This is a genomic window from Streptomyces sp. NPDC006743, from assembly GCF_040703815.1.
Taxonomy (GTDB): domain Bacteria; phylum Actinomycetota; class Actinomycetes; order Streptomycetales; family Streptomycetaceae; genus Streptomyces.
Window position 1 is genome coordinate 1 of record NZ_JBEYJA010000053.1, and the last position, 15,087, is coordinate 15,087.

The 15,087-nt window shown below is 69.2% G+C and carries 19 protein-coding genes; 10 read left to right on the plus strand and 9 right to left on the minus strand.

Features of this window, described 5'->3' with window-relative positions; genetic code table 11:
* Positions 1–1,236: 1,236 nt before the first annotated feature.
* The 6 genes from ABZ719_RS30870 (at position 1,237) to ABZ719_RS30895 (ending at position 4,536) form a co-directional block, all read left to right on the plus strand.
* On the plus strand, positions 1,237–1,899 hold the full coding sequence (locus tag ABZ719_RS30870; protein WP_366728509.1) for a hypothetical protein: 663 nt from the start codon (positions 1,237–1,239) through the stop codon (positions 1,897–1,899).
* The gene (locus ABZ719_RS30875; protein WP_228970936.1) at positions 1,896–2,369 is read left to right on the plus strand and encodes a helix-turn-helix domain-containing protein; all 474 of its coding nucleotides are present in this window, start codon (positions 1,896–1,898) and stop codon (positions 2,367–2,369) included. The genes ABZ719_RS30870 and ABZ719_RS30875 overlap by 4 nt, the downstream gene beginning before the upstream one ends.
* A 321-nt stretch (positions 2,370–2,690) precedes the next feature.
* A complete protein-coding gene (locus ABZ719_RS30880) occupies positions 2,691–3,173 on the plus strand; it encodes a hypothetical protein (RefSeq protein ID WP_366728449.1) in 483 nt (160 codons plus the stop codon).
* 109 nt (positions 3,174–3,282) lie between these two features.
* Positions 3,283–3,630 (plus strand): hypothetical protein, encoded by a 348-nt coding sequence (locus tag ABZ719_RS30885; RefSeq protein WP_366728450.1) that lies wholly within the window; start codon positions 3,283–3,285, stop codon positions 3,628–3,630.
* A 39-nt stretch (positions 3,631–3,669) separates the two neighbouring features.
* Entirely contained in the window at positions 3,670–4,110 is a 441-nt protein-coding gene (locus tag ABZ719_RS30890; RefSeq protein WP_366728451.1) for an RNase adapter RapZ, read from the plus strand.
* A 39-nt stretch (positions 4,111–4,149) separates the two neighbouring features.
* Positions 4,150–4,536, plus strand: a complete 387-nt coding sequence (locus ABZ719_RS30895; RefSeq protein ID WP_366728452.1) for a hypothetical protein — start codon at positions 4,150–4,152, stop codon at positions 4,534–4,536.
* Between the two features lie 191 nt (positions 4,537–4,727).
* On the opposite strand, the gene ABZ719_RS30900 is transcribed toward ABZ719_RS30895, so the two are convergent.
* Both ABZ719_RS30900 and ABZ719_RS30905 read right to left on the minus strand, forming a co-directional pair.
* The gene (locus tag ABZ719_RS30900; RefSeq protein ID WP_364733922.1) at positions 4,728–4,985 is read right to left on the minus strand and encodes a hypothetical protein; all 258 of its coding nucleotides are present in this window, start codon (positions 4,983–4,985) and stop codon (positions 4,728–4,730) included.
* Entirely contained in the window at positions 4,975–5,211 is a 237-nt protein-coding gene (locus ABZ719_RS30905) for a hypothetical protein (RefSeq protein ID WP_361388292.1), read from the minus strand. The genes ABZ719_RS30900 and ABZ719_RS30905 overlap by 11 nt, the downstream gene beginning before the upstream one ends.
* A 176-nt stretch (positions 5,212–5,387) precedes the next feature.
* Here ABZ719_RS30905 and ABZ719_RS30910 point away from each other — a divergent pair, with 176 nt between their 5' ends.
* Positions 5,388–5,810 carry a hypothetical protein gene (locus tag ABZ719_RS30910; protein ID WP_366728453.1) on the plus strand — a complete coding sequence of 141 codons (423 nt, stop codon included), beginning with the start codon at positions 5,388–5,390 and terminating at the stop codon, positions 5,808–5,810.
* 80 nt (positions 5,811–5,890) lie between these two features.
* Here ABZ719_RS30910 and ABZ719_RS30915 read toward each other — a convergent pair whose 3' ends face one another.
* The 5 genes from ABZ719_RS30915 to ABZ719_RS30935 all read right to left on the minus strand — a co-directional run bounded on the left by ABZ719_RS30915 (position 5,891) and on the right by ABZ719_RS30935 (position 8,940).
* Positions 5,891–6,331 carry a hypothetical protein gene (locus ABZ719_RS30915; RefSeq protein WP_366728454.1) on the minus strand — a complete coding sequence of 147 codons (441 nt, stop codon included), beginning with the start codon at positions 6,329–6,331 and terminating at the stop codon, positions 5,891–5,893.
* A gap of 351 nt (positions 6,332–6,682) precedes the next feature.
* The gene (locus tag ABZ719_RS30920) at positions 6,683–7,324 is read right to left on the minus strand and encodes a hypothetical protein (protein WP_366728455.1); all 642 of its coding nucleotides are present in this window, start codon (positions 7,322–7,324) and stop codon (positions 6,683–6,685) included.
* A gap of 55 nt (positions 7,325–7,379) precedes the next feature.
* Positions 7,380–7,649 carry a hypothetical protein gene (locus ABZ719_RS30925; protein WP_366728456.1) on the minus strand — a complete coding sequence of 90 codons (270 nt, stop codon included), beginning with the start codon at positions 7,647–7,649 and terminating at the stop codon, positions 7,380–7,382.
* Positions 7,646–8,248, minus strand: coding sequence for a hypothetical protein (locus tag ABZ719_RS30930; RefSeq protein ID WP_366728457.1), 603 nt, complete (start codon positions 8,246–8,248; stop codon positions 7,646–7,648). Before ABZ719_RS30930 ends, ABZ719_RS30925 begins: the two co-directional genes overlap by 4 nt.
* Before the next feature lie 104 nt (positions 8,249–8,352).
* Entirely contained in the window at positions 8,353–8,940 is a 588-nt protein-coding gene (locus ABZ719_RS30935; RefSeq protein ID WP_366728458.1) for an HTH domain-containing protein, read from the minus strand.
* Positions 8,941–9,360: 420 nt separating this feature from the next.
* Between ABZ719_RS30935 and ABZ719_RS30940 the strand changes: the two genes are divergently transcribed.
* Positions 9,361–9,546, plus strand: coding sequence for a hypothetical protein (locus ABZ719_RS30940; protein ID WP_366728459.1), 186 nt, complete (start codon positions 9,361–9,363; stop codon positions 9,544–9,546).
* A gap of 118 nt (positions 9,547–9,664) precedes the next feature.
* On the opposite strand, the gene ABZ719_RS30945 is transcribed toward ABZ719_RS30940, so the two are convergent.
* Complete coding sequence (locus tag ABZ719_RS30945) at positions 9,665–10,471, minus strand: hypothetical protein (RefSeq protein ID WP_366728460.1); 807 nt, start codon at positions 10,469–10,471, stop codon at positions 9,665–9,667.
* A complete protein-coding gene (locus tag ABZ719_RS30950; RefSeq protein ID WP_366728461.1) occupies positions 10,468–12,300 on the minus strand; it encodes a hypothetical protein in 1,833 nt (610 codons plus the stop codon). The genes ABZ719_RS30945 and ABZ719_RS30950 overlap by 4 nt, the downstream gene beginning before the upstream one ends.
* 892 nt (positions 12,301–13,192) lie before the next feature.
* On the opposite strand from ABZ719_RS30950, the gene ABZ719_RS30955 reads away from it, so the two are divergent.
* Together ABZ719_RS30955 and ABZ719_RS30960 are read left to right on the plus strand one after the other, a co-directional pair.
* Positions 13,193–13,780, plus strand: a complete 588-nt coding sequence (locus ABZ719_RS30955) for a hypothetical protein (protein WP_366728462.1) — start codon at positions 13,193–13,195, stop codon at positions 13,778–13,780.
* 461 nt (positions 13,781–14,241) lie between these two features.
* Positions 14,242–15,015 carry a hypothetical protein gene (locus ABZ719_RS30960; protein ID WP_366728463.1) on the plus strand — a complete coding sequence of 258 codons (774 nt, stop codon included), beginning with the start codon at positions 14,242–14,244 and terminating at the stop codon, positions 15,013–15,015.
* Positions 15,016–15,087 lie beyond the last annotated feature (72 nt).

Here is a 15,087-nt window from a genome sequence, read left to right on the forward strand (position 1 = left end):
CGCGACGCGCTCGGGGCGGCGCGCCGGAGGCGGGAACGGCGCTACCACCCCCGGGAGCGCCGCCGAAGCCCGAAGAAGCGAACCGGCGCGCTGCGCGCCCCGGCCGCTCCCGCTCCGCGTGAGCGTGCGGCTCGCTCCGCTCACCGCCAGACGGCACGCGCTCCGCGCGCCCCGCCAACCGCAAGGCGTCCGGCCCGCGTTGCGGGCCGAGGCCGGCCTTCGGCCGGCCTGTGGCCTCCGCTGCGCTCCAGCCACCAAAAACGCAGCAGCAACGCGAGGGTGCGGCCCCGACTCCCGTGCGGGCAAGGCGTGCCACGCTCCGCGCGGCACGCCCACGGGGCTCACAGTCCGAACAGCACCAAGAAGAAGGAGGGGTGACGAATAGTCAGGAGAGTGCCGAACCGTTGGGGCGGGCTTACCACCATCGGGTGATCGGGACTGGACGGCGTGCATCACTTTTAAGCTCTAGATAGAGTCTGGACTCATTGGTGCGCACCATCGCCAGCAGAAAAACAGTCCGTGGATTCGCTGTGATCTTCACCGAAAGCCACAACAGACAGAGGCTGCAAAATTCAACTTCGCTGGACTGACCGTAACCACAGAACGGAACCCCAGAAATGGGAAACTTGAAACTCGACGTGCGGAGGCACCGGAGCCGCCCGGCCCCCCGGGCCGGGCGGCGGAACCTCCGATGGCACTGGCTACGCCCTTGCTGCTGCTTGTCCGTCACGGCCTGTACCACCCGAGACTCAGAGCCGCTGCTGCCGCCTACGGTCTGCGCTGGCCCACGGGCCCGCACGCGAAGCCGCCTCAGCCACGAGCGATCCGGCCGGCGGCTGCGGGTGGACCTCCGCCACCTAATACTTACCCAGATCAAAAAACTGCTGGTCAGCGGCCTGTGAATCCGGCGATCTGTCACCCCAGGAGGTACACAACGACTGCGATGTGTACCTCCTGAGTAGTCACATCGCAGGGTAAATGTCAGCGAGGCCGACAGTTTTAGGATCAAAACGTCAGCCAGGCCGACGTTCGCGACGGCGTCCCGTCGAACGGTCTGCCGTCGCCTTCAGGGGGGAGATCTGTCCCCCCTGGGGGGACACAACACGCCGGAATGTCAGCGAGGCCGACATATTTGTCGGCCTCGCTGACATACTGCTGGCGTCCAAGATCAGAGGAGTGGAGAGCAGCCTCGTGACACCCGAGCCACAGCGCCGTCGTCCCGCACCCAAGCGCGCAGTGCGCCGTACGGAGCTGCCCCTCGGGGATGAGATCCAGGCGTGGTCCAAGCCGGTGCAGCCGGTGGAAGACCTCGACTCGGTCGCTCGCCGCTACCCGCGGCGGAAGCTCTCGCTGAGCAGCGAGCGCAAGCCGATGGAGTTCTACGACACTGCGGAGCGCCCGAAGGCGTTCTCCATGGACTCGTTGGAGTTCTTCTTCCTGATCGCTCAGTACTTCCGTGAGGCGCTGCCGCTGCGGCTGATCCTGCTGTTGATCGCCTGTCAGAAGGCCGGCGGGCGGATCCGGCTGACGCAGGAGGAGATGGCGACGGTCCTGGACGTGCCCCGTGCGAAGATCAATGAGGCGCTTCAGGAGGTCATGAGCCATGGCATCGTCTTCAAGGTGCGCCGTGGTGTCTACCAGTTCAACCCGCCCTACTCGTACCGTGTAGCGGAGTTCATCCCGGGCACGGAGCTGGTGGAAGCCGAGTACGTGCAGGTTGATCAGGACCAGACGATCGCGAAGATCCGCAGGGACGAGAGCCTGCCGGATCTGGTGCGGTTCCCCTCGCTGGAGCACATGCGCGAGGCGATCGAGGAACTGCGCAAGAAGCGGGCCGAGGAACGCGCTGCACGCCGGCTGGCCCGTGCGCAGCGCCAGGAGGAGGGATCAGTCCAGTGAGTACCTTGAAGTGGTCGGCGACCAACGCCGACGGCCTTCTCGCCGACCTGGACCTGCCGCCCGCCGCCTACCGGGCGCTGCTGAAGCTCCGGGCACGCAGCGAGGCTGGCGGCCGCATCGCGATGGACCAGGCCACCCTCGGTGAGCTACTCGGGCTCAGTCGCCCCAGCGTGAACGCCGCGCTGCGGGAGCTGGAGCTGGCCAAGCTCGTCAAGAAGGTCCGCAACGGCGTCTACCAGATCAACCCGATGCTGGCTGGCTACAACTCCCCAGAGGACGCCCTGGACGCCGTCAAGATGATGCCCAAGGCGGACCGGCTGGACAGCAAGACCTACGTGGCGGACTACCATCGGGCCGTCGCCGCCTACCAGGACCAACTCGCCGAGCAGCGCAAGAAGCGCGCGGCCGCGGCCGCTGCGAAGAAGGCCGCTGCCGCCAAGAGGCGCGGTTCGCTCCACGCCGTCGGCTGACCCGGCGGGGCACCCTCGGACGAAGATCGGCGCTGCGCCCGTGGAGGGCGCAGCGCCGATCGCGTTCCCGGTGTCGGCGGTGACACCGAATGTCCCCACCAAGGTGGACAAAGGTTTCCCCCGTGCAGGGGCAAGCAGCTCGGCGCCGGCTCGGTCGGCGTAGCACGGGCAGCGAGTGTCGGATCCCTACGTGTCGTTCCCGCGAACGGGAACGACGCAGGTCAGGAGCGGGGCGCAAAGAATCATAAGTGATCCCCTACCCTAGGTGTATGAACTCCAATACACTTGTATTGAAGTTCATACACCTAGGAGGCTTCGCCCGTGTTAGTCACCCTGGTCACCGCCGCCCTCGCCATCGTTGGCACGCTGCTCGGCTCGATCGTCTCCGGGCGGTTCCAGGAGCGGGCCGCCGAACGCAGCGTCCGAGTCAGCCACGGCGAGACGATCCGGCGGGACCGCCTGGAGGCCGTCACCGCCTTGGCCTGCGCGGCCAGTGACCACCGCCGGACGATGTGGATGCGCGGCGACGCGATCCTCAAGGGCGCCGACGCTGAGCGGATCCAGGCCCTGCGCAGCGAGAGCCACCAGACCCGCTCCCAGGTCACCCGCCCGCTGGTCGCGATGCGCGCCCTGATCACGGACCCGTCGGTCCGGGCCGCCGCCGACCACATGATCACGCTGACCTACGCGATCCGGGACAGCTTCGGCAGCACCGAGGAACTCACCGCCGCGCGCGAGGCCGTGATGGTCGCCCACGACGCGTTCGTGGACACCGCCGCCCGCTACCTCGCCCAGCACGCCTGACCGCTCCACCGCCGTGCTCGCCGGGCGGCCGACCCGGAGTGTCATCGCTCTCCGGTCGGACGCCCTCACCGCCGACACCTTCCCCATTGCGCACCAGATCGGAGTCCTCATGGAGCAGCAGTCGAACGCCCTCGCCCGGATCACCAGCGTGGAGACGGCGGCCGAGCGGACCGCCGACACCACCGGCGGCGAGGACCTGGCCGTGCTCGCCCCGGCCGCGGCCGCCGCGCTCAACCTGCTCGCCGACGCCGTCCGGCGCGGCGGCGCCGCCCAGGACGACATCGTCCAGGCCCTCAAGGCCGCCGGTGTCCACGAGGCGTTCGCCCGCGTCTTCGACGCCGCCTCCGAACGCGTCATGGACACGGCCGACGGCCCCTGGGACGTCGACGTGCGGCTGCACGCCGACAACCTCGCCGGAGCCGCGGGCGACGTCCGGCGCGCCTTCGAGTGGCTCTGACCCCGCCCGCACCCGTCACCGCCCCTGAGAGGACCGCCGATGCCCGCCGTGGCCATCACCTCATTCGGCTACCTGCACGGCCCGCAGCCGGACGCCCGCGTCTGCTACGACCTGCGCCACCAGTTCAAGGACCCGCACCTGCGCCCGGAGCTGCGCTACCTCACCGCCCGGGACGTCCCGGTGGGCGAGGCGGTGATGGCCACCGACGGCGTGCTGGCGCTGGTGCACGCCATCGCCGCCACCGTGGACGCCTACCTCGCCGGGCCGCGCCAGGACGAGCCGCTGACCGTGGCGCTCGGGTGCGCGGGCGGCCGTCATCGTTCTGCGACGGTGGCCGACGCGCTCGCCGCCGTCCTGTCCGGCGACACCGAGACCGCCGCCGCGTACCGGGTCGCCGACCTGGCCGAGCGGTACAAGGGGCGCGGCCTGGCCGTCGACCTCCACCACCGCGACTTCGACAAGGACGTCGTCGACCGCTGAACGCCCACCCCGACCGGTACCACCAGGAGGAGAAGCCCAGTGACCACCGAGCCCGAGCAAACCGACCCCGCTCCCGTCCCTGACCTCACGATTCCGCTGTCCGCCGCCGACGCCCAGGCCCTGGGCGACGACGTCGGGCAGCTCGCCATGCGGCTCGGTGCCGTCCTGCACGGCCTCGCGCAGCTGCGCGCCGGCGGGGCGAGCACCGAGGACCTCGCGAACACCATCCTGATGTCCAACGGCCTGACGAAGCGGCTGGAGGGCATCCGGGACGCTGCCGTGCGTCAGCACGCCGCGCAGGGCGGCTCGTACGGCGCGCTGGCGAGCGCCATGGGCGTCACCCGGGCCACCGCGCAGTCTCGCCGCGACACCCTCCTCAAGAAGGAGCCGAGCGAGCTGGAGCGGTGGGCCACCGACGGCGACTGACCGCCGTGCAACAGACCCCGACGGCCGGTCTGCACGGCGCCGCTGCTCGTGCAGCACCGGCCCTGCTGCACGAGCAGCACCCGTGTGCCGCCCGGCCGCCGGCCTCGCCGTGCACCACCCGCTACCCGCCGTGCAGCAGACACAGCAGCGCCCCGGAACGTCGTGGTCCGGGGCGCTGCTGCATGTGCTGCTCAGGCTTCGACGTACGCCACGATCGTGATCTGCCGGAGGGCGGTCACGTAGTAGATGACCCGGACCCCGTCGACGTCGTCCACGTAGTCGCGCAGCAGGGTGTCGGGCACCGGGGTGCCCAGCTCGGGGTTGACACTGATCGCGACGATCGCGCGGTCCAGGCGGTGCGTCTCGGCCGCCGTCAGCTTCTCCAGCTGGCTCAGCGCGGGCTCCACCAGGACGACCTGGGAGCGGCGCGGTGCGTGCTCAGGCGACACGGGGCTGCTCGCCGGCGAGGCGCTCCAGGTGGGCGTCGCGGGCTTCCTCCCACAGCACACCGGACTCCGCAGCCGGGTAGCCGTTCTCCGCGATGTCCTCGAGGACCGAGGCGAGGACGTCGACCCGGGCGCGCTGGTCGGCCGCGTACGCGCGGACGGACGCGGCGGCGTTCTCATCGAGGGGCTGGCGGTCGGGTGCGGGCGCGGGGGCCGGCTGCTGGCTCATCCGGGGCTCCTGGACGGGTTGCTGGCGTGTGTCCTCACGGTAGCGCCGGCGCGGGGCGCACCGGGACGGTACGGACGAAACCCACGCCCGGATCGGGGACCCGGCAGGACCCAGCAGACCCAGGTAGCGGCGGAGCGCTCGGGTAGGGCGGCGGCCCGGCGGAGCATCCTGGAGACATGCGCACCAAGGATGTCCGGGTGGGCGAGACGTACCGCTGCGAGGTGCCCCTCGCGCTCCCGTGGCGGCGGTACCGGCCGGAGACGATGGGCGACTCCTGGTGGCCGCTGAGCTGGTTGCGCGGTACGTACTTCCCGCTGTCCGTGGTCGACGTGGACGCCACCGCCCGGACCGCGCACGGCCTGGTGATGATCGAGGGCAGTACCCGCGTCACGGTGGAACTCACCGAGGACCAGGTGCAGGAAGCCGGCCTCCCGCCCGGGGACGGCTACCAAGTCTCCGGGATGCTCCTCGATGCCGAGGGCGGGCCCATCGAACTCCCCCGCGTCGGCACGCTCACCGTGCCGCTGCGCTGGCTGCACCCGGTGGACACGCCCGCCTCCCCCAGCCACCACGACGCCTCAGTCCGGGGAATCCACTGACCCGACCGCCCGCACAAAGCGGGTCCCGCGACGCCGAAGGTGAACCGATTGCCGCCGAAGTTGGCTCACCGGCACTGCTCCTACGAATGAGCCAGGGCATCTGTCCGCAGGTACGCGAGCAGGGCCCGCACCCCCTCCGGATCATCGCGTCCCGTGAAGGACAACAGCGCCCGCAGGACGTGGCGGGCGAGGTCACCGGTCGCCCGGACGTCCTCGCCCGCGCTCACAGCCCACCCGGACATCAGACCCGATGCCACACCGAGCAGATGCGGAGTGAGGCTCTGCCCGTACTCTGCCAGCGCCCGCTCCAGCTCGGCGCCCTCCAGGCCGTCGATCCCGGTGACGGCCAGCACCATCTTCAGCAGCCGGCTCTCGCCGAACTCGGCGACCAGGACCGCCAGCGGCCGCTCGCCGCTCCCACCGCGTACCAACGCGGCCAGGGCGTCATCGTTACCGTCCCACGCCGCTTCCAGAGCGGCAACTACACGCAGGACCTGGTCCGGAGTCAGCTCTGCTGGCATGGGCAGCACCGTAGCGGCCCCAGTACGGGGCCGGGCGTGATTCGGAGTAACAGCCTCCCGAGGCCAACCGGGCCCAAGTTCCACTGGTCCAACTTCGGTGGCAGATGGTGAAGTCGGCCCCGCACGGAGTGTGATCACCCTGGAGGGGTTGTCACGCTGTCGCGCCTGTCACGCGCAAACGCCCCTGGAGGGGTTCCGGGGCCTATCGCGCCCCCAGAACACGTTCATTCCGGACATTCGGGTGGCTGCTGTCACGCGGCCGGCGGCGGGCGTGACATGCCGATTGTGACATTCGGTGAGCGTGACAGGTGCGTGTGGGGCCCAGGTGTCCGCCCGCGCCAGCGGGGCGGGTCAGTCCAGGTCGGCGCTGGCGAGGGTGACGGCGAGCGCGATGTGGGGGACCGCGTGCAGGCAGAGTTCCGCGGCCGCGCTCGGGTCGGATGCGGTGCGCACCTCCTGCAATGTCAGGAGACCTGTCAGCACTGCGGAGTCGACCGCGTCGTCCAGGATCTCGTCCTCGGTGAACTCACCGCTGGCCACCAGCTCCTGGACCAGGGCGGCGGCGTCCTCCGGGTCGTGTCGCCAGCGAGCGGCGACGTCTTCACCGGAGCTCGCCAGCTCCATGGCGGCGGTCTGTTCGTGCGGGCCGAGCGGGCCGTCCGGCTCGAAGACCTCTCCGGCCGCGGCCAGCGCGCAGCGCGCGGCGAAGGTCCGGGCGGCCGCCGCCCGTTCCCGCGCTACGGCGGCTGGCCACCGGGCGTCGTCCTCGGCTCGGGCCATGTCCAGCAGCGGGGCGGCGCTGAGGCTGACCTGGAGGCACGGCAGCAGGTTCACCTCCACGCCCGCCTGGTCGGGCGGAGCGGCGGCGATCGGCCGGTAGACCGCGCCCGCCGCTTCGGCACAGGCGCCGATCAGCTGAGTCAGGGCGGCGATCAGCCGCGCGTTGCGGCGCCGGCGGGCGGGGAGTTCCAGACGGTCCGGGGTCGTGGTCACCCCGGCACTATGCCGTGCCCGGGGCGGGTGCTGCCCCGGGCACGGGTGCCGGTGATCAGTTCGAGAGCGGTGGCCAGACGTGCGGGCCGGTGCACTGCCCGCAGGCAGCGCAGCCGGCGCACTCCAGGCAGAACTGCTTGGGGACGCGCGGGCACGAGCAGATCGGGTTGTAGTCGGGATCGTCGTGGCCCTCGAAGTACGGCTCGTCGAGCGGAGGCGTGTAGTCGACGTGGACCTGACCGTCGGCGGTGAGCGTCTCGTAGCGGGTGCCGCAGCCTGTCGACTGCGCCCACGTGGCGGCCACCAGTTCTTCCCGGCCCGTCATGACGTGGTCCCCGCGCGCGCTGCGGTGCCGGCCTCGTACGCCCGGGCGAGCAGCGCGTTGAAGGCGAGCGCGGCCGCCGGGTCGGACTCGGGCAGTCGGCCCACGGCCGCCCGTTCGTCCTCGCTGAGCGAGTCCAGCAGGCCGGTACGGGCCAGCGTGCCCAGCAGGGCGTGGCGCAGGACGTCCGGGGCGAGGGCGGCGCGGCGGTCGGCTTCGGCTTCCTGCTCCTGACGGCGCTGCTCGTCCTGCAACTGCTGCACGCGTTCGGCTTCGGCGTCGGTGGCGAGCTCGTCCTGGACGACGGCGTCGCAGGCCGGGTCGTAGACGCCGCCGGTCGTAGCGAGCAGCTGCGCGATGCGCTGCCACTCGCGGATTTCGGCGGGGCCGCGTTCGTCCAGGTCCTCGCGGTCGCGATCGAGGTGCCGCTGTAGTTCGGCTTCCTCGAGCGCGACCGCGGCCTCGGTGGCGGTCATGCCAGTGGCGCGCCGGCGGACCGAGCGGCGGCCGGCCTTCGCCCAGTCGACCGGCGGGCGGGGCGCGGCGGCTGTGCCGGGCGCGGGGACGCGCAGGCGGCGGGATCGGGGAACAGGGGTGCTCACACGAGCCTCCCAATCGTCGCGGAAACGTTGACGGGAAAACCGGCTGCCGCACGGTGGTGCGGCAGCCCTGGACAGGTTTATAGCAGCCGGGGAATTCCAGGCGGCTAAAAATCTATTTGAAGGTGTTCGACGTCCCGGAAATCCGCGCGCAGGCCCGCACGGACGGTTCCGCCCTCGCGGAAATAAGACTCGGTGATGGCCTCAGCGAGCAGCGGTTGCAGCTCATCATCCGTCGCACCGCGCTCCTTCGCCTCCAAGATTCGGGCGGCGTGCGAGGGTGAGACGGCGGTGATGATGTCCCGCACCCGGCCGTCGTCGGAGGTGCCGTTCGCGGTGAAGCCGAAGGTGGCCCGGCACGTGATGACGAGCCCGCCGGAGGTGGCCGCGCGCTGCCTCGCCTGCGCTCTGACCTGCGGTTGCCACTGTTCCTCAGTCTCCTGCGTCAAGGCCTCCTGGAGGCGCTTGTGGGGCTTGGTGGAGGCACCGGTGAGGTAGCGGTGCACCGTGCTGCGGGAGACGCCCAGGTGCTCGGCCAGAGCCTTGGTCGAGCCCTTGACGCGCGTGTGAAGGAATTTCATTTGGGCTCTCGGGGATTTCGGCGCGGGGCGGGTGAACAGGGCGCGCTCGGCTCGCTCGAGCGCCGCGCGGATCTTGCCAGGGCGCGGGGCCGGCGGCGGGGTGGTGTCGTCCATGCCGCCCATGACACGCCCGTTCCCCTGTGGACAGAGCGCGGCTGATCTCCGCCCTTGCGGGTGACGGTGCCCTGGTCGGTGTGGACGCCGGGCCGCTATGTTCCCCGTGGCCGTACGAGATGAGGGCGACTCAGTCAAAGGGCGGGCGGGTAGCGTTACGCGGGCTGCGGGCCGTGCTGTGGGTGCTGATTGTGGTCGCCGTGCCTCTGTACCTGGGGTGGCTGGCCTGGGTCGGCTACCGGGCCGGGCACCGGCTGCCCGAGGGCGACACGCCGCGGTGGGTGCCGGTGGTGCTGGTGCCGCTGGCCGCCGTGGTGTTCTGCGTGATGGCTGGCTGGACCTGGTGGACGAGCGTGGTGGTGCGTTCCGGCTCGCCGCTGAGGGAGCGGTGGGTGCTGGTGCACCCTGGTGTTCACGGCGGTGGCGTCCGTGTTTGGCGGCGTGGCCGGGGCGGACGAACCGTCGGTGTCGGACGGGCTGCTGAGCCGGGTGGTCACCGCCCTGGGCATGGTCGGCCTCTTCTTCGTCCCGATCGCCTGCTCGCGCCAGCTGGCGGACGACGTCCGCCGGCGCTCTGTCCCCGCGCCGGGCGACCTGGGCGCGTAACCGGCGCCGGGGGCGGGCCGTTGGGCACGGCGACGCGTGCATGAACATCCGACCCCCCGCGGATACGCGTGTGAGGCCCCGCACCGGCGCATCAGCGCAGGGCGGGGCCTCACTGGTGTCACCGGGTATCAACGTCCCCCGAGACATCGCCAGTGTCAGGGCAGCTCTTGGGGAGGGGATGGGGGACGGACTTGGCCATGGTGATCTCGCTGATTGTGCTGAGGCCGGGTGCTTCGTAGCAGAAAGTCATGTTCCAGCGGTGATGTCGAAGTCGCTCGCGTTCACGGCGGAGGGCGTCATCGAGGGCGGTTGTCCCGGGGTCGAGGATCCAGGTGCCGTCGCTGTACGGCGTGAAGCCGATACGTGACCAGGCGCGCCCCAGGCTGGCACAGGCCTGTTCGTAGTCGGTGTCGTCGTCGCGTTCCAGGGGGCCCGGAAAAAGCGCGATGACGCCGGTCCCGTGGCTGAGGTAGTCCAGGGCCATCCCCGTCAGGTACATGCCGAGGCCATGCCCGCGCAGGCGTCGGTCGATGGTTACCTTGTCGACGATGGTCGTCTTGCCGGGCAAGGCGAGGAGTTCCTCCAGGTCGTCACGCAGACTGCCTGTCTTCTCGTCGTAGAGGGTCTTGCCGATCCGGTAGAGGTCGGAGCTGAGGACGTCGAAGCTGTGCACGATGTTGGCGACCCGGTATTCATCGGCCACGCAGATTCGAATCGATCCGAAGCTTTCGCCTGCCCCGCCGTCGTCTTTGACGTGCATGCCGATGTCCCAGTACTGCACTCCGTCTTCGCCCAGGGGATCGATCCAGTGTTCGCTGCTGTACGTGAGGATCATGTCGTCGATGCCGAGGCACTCGACGATGGGCGGATGTTGCTCTTGGACCTGTGCGGATCCGGCGGGTGGGGCGCTGCGAGTGTCGGTCACTGATCGTCGCTCTCGGGTCGGGCGTGCGGGATCAGCGGCTTCGTGCTGTCGTGCTGGGTGGTGTGGAGACCCTGCGGGCGGGCGGGGAGTGCCTGTGGAGTAGTGAGGATGAGCTGGGCGTCGGGGCCGGTGATCTCCGCGCAGACGGTGAGGATGGCGTTGGCAAGGCGTTCGCCCTCCGGGCCGCCGCCCAGCCCGTCGAGGGGCGCGTCGAGCCACTGGAAGCGGGGCAGTTGGACAAGCGGCATGCTGCGGGCAGCTTCGAGGGCCATGAGGTGGTAGGCGATGTGGGCGAGGCTCACCAGGCCAGCCGAGCGGGCCAGTTGCTTCAGGGACCGATTGTTGATCTTCGGGGCCAAGGTCTTGGGATCGATCACGGCGCTGCGGATTTTGTGGGGTGCCATGGGGATGGCGATGTCCGCGAAGATCTGTGACAGCTGCTTCGCGGTCTGCTGACGGTGCTCTTGCGCGTCCCCTTCGGCGGCGGCCCACGCCTTCTCCGCGCCGTCGGCCCTCATGGATGACGAGGCCGCCTTCTTCTCCAGTTCAGCGATCCGGACGAGTTCCTGGCGCCGTGCCTTGACCGCTTCCAGCCTCGCCCGCGCCTCGCTCTCGGCCGCTCGGGCACGGGCCTGCGCTGCCTCGCGCGGAGCGATCTCCTGCGCCCGGTACGCGGTGGCCCTGCCGGCCAGCCGCTGCGCGTCCTGCTCGACCTTGCGCCGGGCATCGACCACCTGCCGGGCGATGCGCTGGGCCTTGGCCAGTTCCGATTCAGCCGCCGCGGTGACTTCCTTGGCCTGTGCCAGCTCCTGGGCACGCCGGCCCTGGCGGGTGGCAAGGCCAGCGTCGGGCTGGCGGCACAGCGGACACACGGGCCCCTCACCCGACCGGGACTGCAAGTACTGCTCGCACTCGGGACAGTGCGTACGCGGCCGCGCCGCTTCCTCTGCGGCGGCGAGACGCTGGCGGGCCAGTCCGCGGCGCTCGTACTGCGCGACGACGGCCTGGTGCGCCTGGTCCGCCGTCGCGGCCGCGCTGGAGACGGCTTGCAGCCCTCGTGTCGCTTCGGCTTCTCGGCTGGTCAGTACACCTTGGTGGTCCTTGAGTTCTTCGGCCAGGCGCCGGGCTACGGTCCGGTGGGCGTCGGCGTCTTTGTTGTATCGCTCCTGGTCCATGTCGAGTTCGAACGAGGTCGGTAGCCCGTACTTCTGCCGCTGTTCGTTCGCCTTGCGCAGGGCGGCCGCGTCCCTGGTCGCCTCGCGTCGCGTTGCCTTCGCCTGCGCTTTGAGGCGGGCTGTGTCTTCACCCAGGATTCCGAAGACGACTTCCAGGGTGAGGTTCATGTCCGCGGCGCTGACCGAGCCGAAGGTGTTCCGGCCGGCATGGTGCTGCTGTTCGTAGATGAGGACCAGCACCGTGTCGAGCGTGACGTTGCCGCGGGGGGTCTCCATCGCGGTGATCCCCATGCGCTCCAGTGAGAAGGAGCCTGCGGCCAGCTCGCCGGCCTCGGGCCGTACGGGCAGCGGTTCTTCGACCTCTCCGGTGGTCTTGTTCAGGAAGGTCACGTGCTGGGCGGCGAGGTCCAGGGTGGCCGTCCAGATGCCCTCGTCCGTTTCGAACTCGACCCGGATGGCTTCGCACTGCTCGGTGATCACAGGGCTGAGGCCCACGCTGGTGGCTCCCAGGGCCGCGAAGGCCGCCTCCGAGATCGTGCTGCCGCCGGACCCGATACCGGCTCGCAGGTGGCGCACCGGCCCCTCGAGGTCGACCCCACCCCACTCCCCCTCGATCAGGAACTCTTCCGTCAAGAAGGCGAATTTGCCCGCCATGGCGTCCCTTATCAACTCAGGCGCGATCCCTGGGCGGGATGCGTCGAACCGCCTCAACGACCGGCGCACGGGGACAGGTGTTGCGCAGGTGGTGCGTTCAATCCAATGAGCGACGCCTGCGGTGGCCGGTTGAGTTGCCCGGTTGACTGTCGTCACCTGGTTCGTTCGTGGACGCCGTGGCCGTGGCCCGGCGGCGCCGCCTAGTCCCGGATCGCTGGCGGAACAGACGTACAGAGCGGCCTGGTGGGCTTCGAGCGCGCGGCCGAACTGCTGAGCCGGGATCAGGTGGCCAGCAAGCAGAACGCTGCCGCCGTACGCGAGCCGCTCATCCGGGCCGCCCCCCCTGTGACTGAGCGCCACAGTTGGCCAGCCTGAGCATCGCAATTGGCCAGCGTGAACACGGCGACTCACCAGAGGTGACAAGCGTCACAGCGCGGGAGTGGAGATTCTTTGCCGGTTCAGGGCTTCCCCAGGGCCTACGGGTAAAGCTGCTGTCGCTACCTCCCGAAGGAGCCTCTCGATGTGCACCCCGCACGACATTCCGCACACACCGCACGGCCCGGTGCCTGTCACCAGTACGTCTGCCGTCGTAGCGCTGCCGGTGTCCGAAGGCGAGGAACCGTGGGGAGCGGAAGAACAATGGAGCATCGACTATTCGGACTGTGCCGGCTCGAATCGAGGCAGTCTCCGCCTCCTGCACAGCGGCACCCTGAACACCCATGAACTCGTTCCGGCGCGGGATGTGGCTACTGGGGCTTCAGGATGGACTCGGGGGAAGCGTGCACCCATCACTCTTACCGCCATCAGAGGAGCCCTCGTCGGCCTCTGCGGAGCGAGTTCCCCCGACACACTCCCGCCTGTCGTTCGAGCGTTGCTTGCCAGGGAAGCTGCGTTGCAGGACGACCAGCGTCACCTGCACCACTTCACCACTCAGGTGCTGGGGCTGTGGTCGGGATGGAACGAGGCGGTCTCTACTGCTCTGCTGGGCGACTGGGCAAGTCCCTTGTCGGAATGCGCCGCCTTGGGACCGGCCGATCTGGAAAAACTGCGGTATGACATCCGTGCCGTCCATCGACATATGACACCACTGTGGCGGCGCCGAACCTATGGCGGCCGCCGGGTGCTGCTGTTAGAAACGCAGTGCGGGGAGAGTCTCACTCTGCGTGACCTCCTCTCAGGCAAAACCTGCCCGGAGGATCCGCTACTCGATCTGATCCCCGGCGATCGGCGTCTCGCCCGCATCCTGACAACCCTCGAACCCGGTGAGCGAGAGGTGGTCCTGGCGCTCGGGCTGCGCGGCGTCGAAACCTGGTCGGAGGCCGCCGAGTATGTCGGCGCCGTCGATCCGCGAACTCTCGGAGAACGCGTGCGGCGTAAGGTCCGTCGCCTGGTCGCCGAACACCGTCGCCGCGACACGCAACAGAGTGCAGCTCCAGCGTCCGAACTGTGGCAGATGGGGAAGGACGGTGAATCCGCATGAGTCTCACGGCTCTTCTACTGATCCTGCTGCTCGCCGTCGTCACCCTGCTCGTAGGGGCCTGCGTCTTGGCTCTGCTCCTGTACCGCCCCGCCTGGTCCGCGCCGCTGGCCGGGGCGCTCGTTGCGATGACGCTTATGGTCACCGTTCTAGGCGTGCTCGTGGCTGCTACCCGAGGCTGACCTCGCGCGGCGGCGCAACCATTCGCGCCGCCGCAGCATCACCTCAGATGATTCACCGCGATATTGCGATGATCGTGTCAGTTCAAGCGCTTGCCGACGGCGAACACTCAGGCTGGCCAAGTAGACCGCCCACCGGCCAACTGTGGCGCTCAGTCACGTCCGGGGGTGACTCAGCGCTTCAGTTGGCAGGTTGAGCACTTCAGGTGAGATCGGGTGGACACCAGAGTGTAGCGACCTTGGGCGATGCGGAGTCCTTCGGACCGCATTCGCTACGATCTGCTGATGTCCTGTGTCTTCTGCGGCGGTTCGCCCGTCACCAAGGAACATGTCTTTCCTCAGTGGCTCAACCAGTATCTTCCGCCAGGGCGACAGCGGACTGAACAGGCCCGCTATGGTGCGGGCGCCTACGAGGTGACTCGAGAGAGCGTAAGCCTGGACTTTACGGTCAAGAAGGTGTGTGCCCCGTGCAACAACGGCTGGATGTCGAAGCTTGAAACATCATCCAAGGACGCCCTCGAACCACTGATCGTCCGGCAGGACCTTGATCTCATATCCCTCCGGCAGCAACGCCAGATCGCACTCTGGGCCACAAAGACAGCGATGATGGCCGACCAGACTCAGCAGGAACCTATCCTGCCGTCCCATCAGCTTCGGAGAATGCGTACTCACCGAGCGATACCTGGTGGCACGCGCGTCTGGCTGGGGTCCTGCCCTGAACGCAACCCCACCGTCACCAGTCACACCGTGAAGATCGACCTCACGGATGTGTCCGCTCCTGACACACCCCAGCCAGTCGGGTTCTTCTGCCCTATGAAGATCGGGCATTTGTGCATCTATGTCTACTTCCCGGCCGTGGACGTCGTCATCCAGCACGCGCGTGAGTTTCACCTGTCCGTCGCCCGGATCTGGCCCCGTCGTTCCAGCGACCTACCTTTCCCCCCACCCCTTCAGCCGCGGAACGGGGAAGCCTTCGAGGCATTCGCTGACGCGTTTCGCGAGAGCCTCTACCTCTACCCGCCCGAGCAGGCGGCCGAGCACGGGATCAAGGAGTCCTGAGATCGGGCCATGATGGCGAAGCACGCCAGCTGAAGTGCTCAACCGCCAACTGAAGCGCTCAGTCCCCCCCGC

Excerpts from the sequence above, each read along its gene's own strand:
- ABZ719_RS30885 (WP_366728450.1), top strand. The coding sequence starts at position 3,283 with ATGGAGCAGCAGTCGAACGCCCTCGCCCGGATCACCAGCGTGGAGACG.
- ABZ719_RS30890 (WP_366728451.1), top strand. The coding sequence starts at position 3,670 with ATGCCCGCCGTGGCCATCACCTCATTCGGCTACCTGCACGGCCCGCAG.
- ABZ719_RS30905 (WP_361388292.1), bottom strand. The coding sequence starts at position 5,211 with ATGAGCCAGCAGCCGGCCCCCGCGCCCGCACCCGACCGCCAGCCCCTC.
- ABZ719_RS30910 (WP_366728453.1), top strand. The coding sequence starts at position 5,388 with ATGCGCACCAAGGATGTCCGGGTGGGCGAGACGTACCGCTGCGAGGTG.
- ABZ719_RS30915 (WP_366728454.1), bottom strand. The coding sequence starts at position 6,331 with ATGCCAGCAGAGCTGACTCCGGACCAGGTCCTGCGTGTAGTTGCCGCT.
- ABZ719_RS30925 (WP_366728456.1), bottom strand. The coding sequence starts at position 7,649 with ATGACGGGCCGGGAAGAACTGGTGGCCGCCACGTGGGCGCAGTCGACA.
- ABZ719_RS30935 (WP_366728458.1), bottom strand. The coding sequence starts at position 8,940 with ATGGACGACACCACCCCGCCGCCGGCCCCGCGCCCTGGCAAGATCCGC.
- ABZ719_RS30950 (WP_366728461.1), bottom strand. The coding sequence starts at position 12,300 with ATGGCGGGCAAATTCGCCTTCTTGACGGAAGAGTTCCTGATCGAGGGG.
- ABZ719_RS30960 (WP_366728463.1), top strand. The coding sequence starts at position 14,242 with ATGTCCTGTGTCTTCTGCGGCGGTTCGCCCGTCACCAAGGAACATGTC.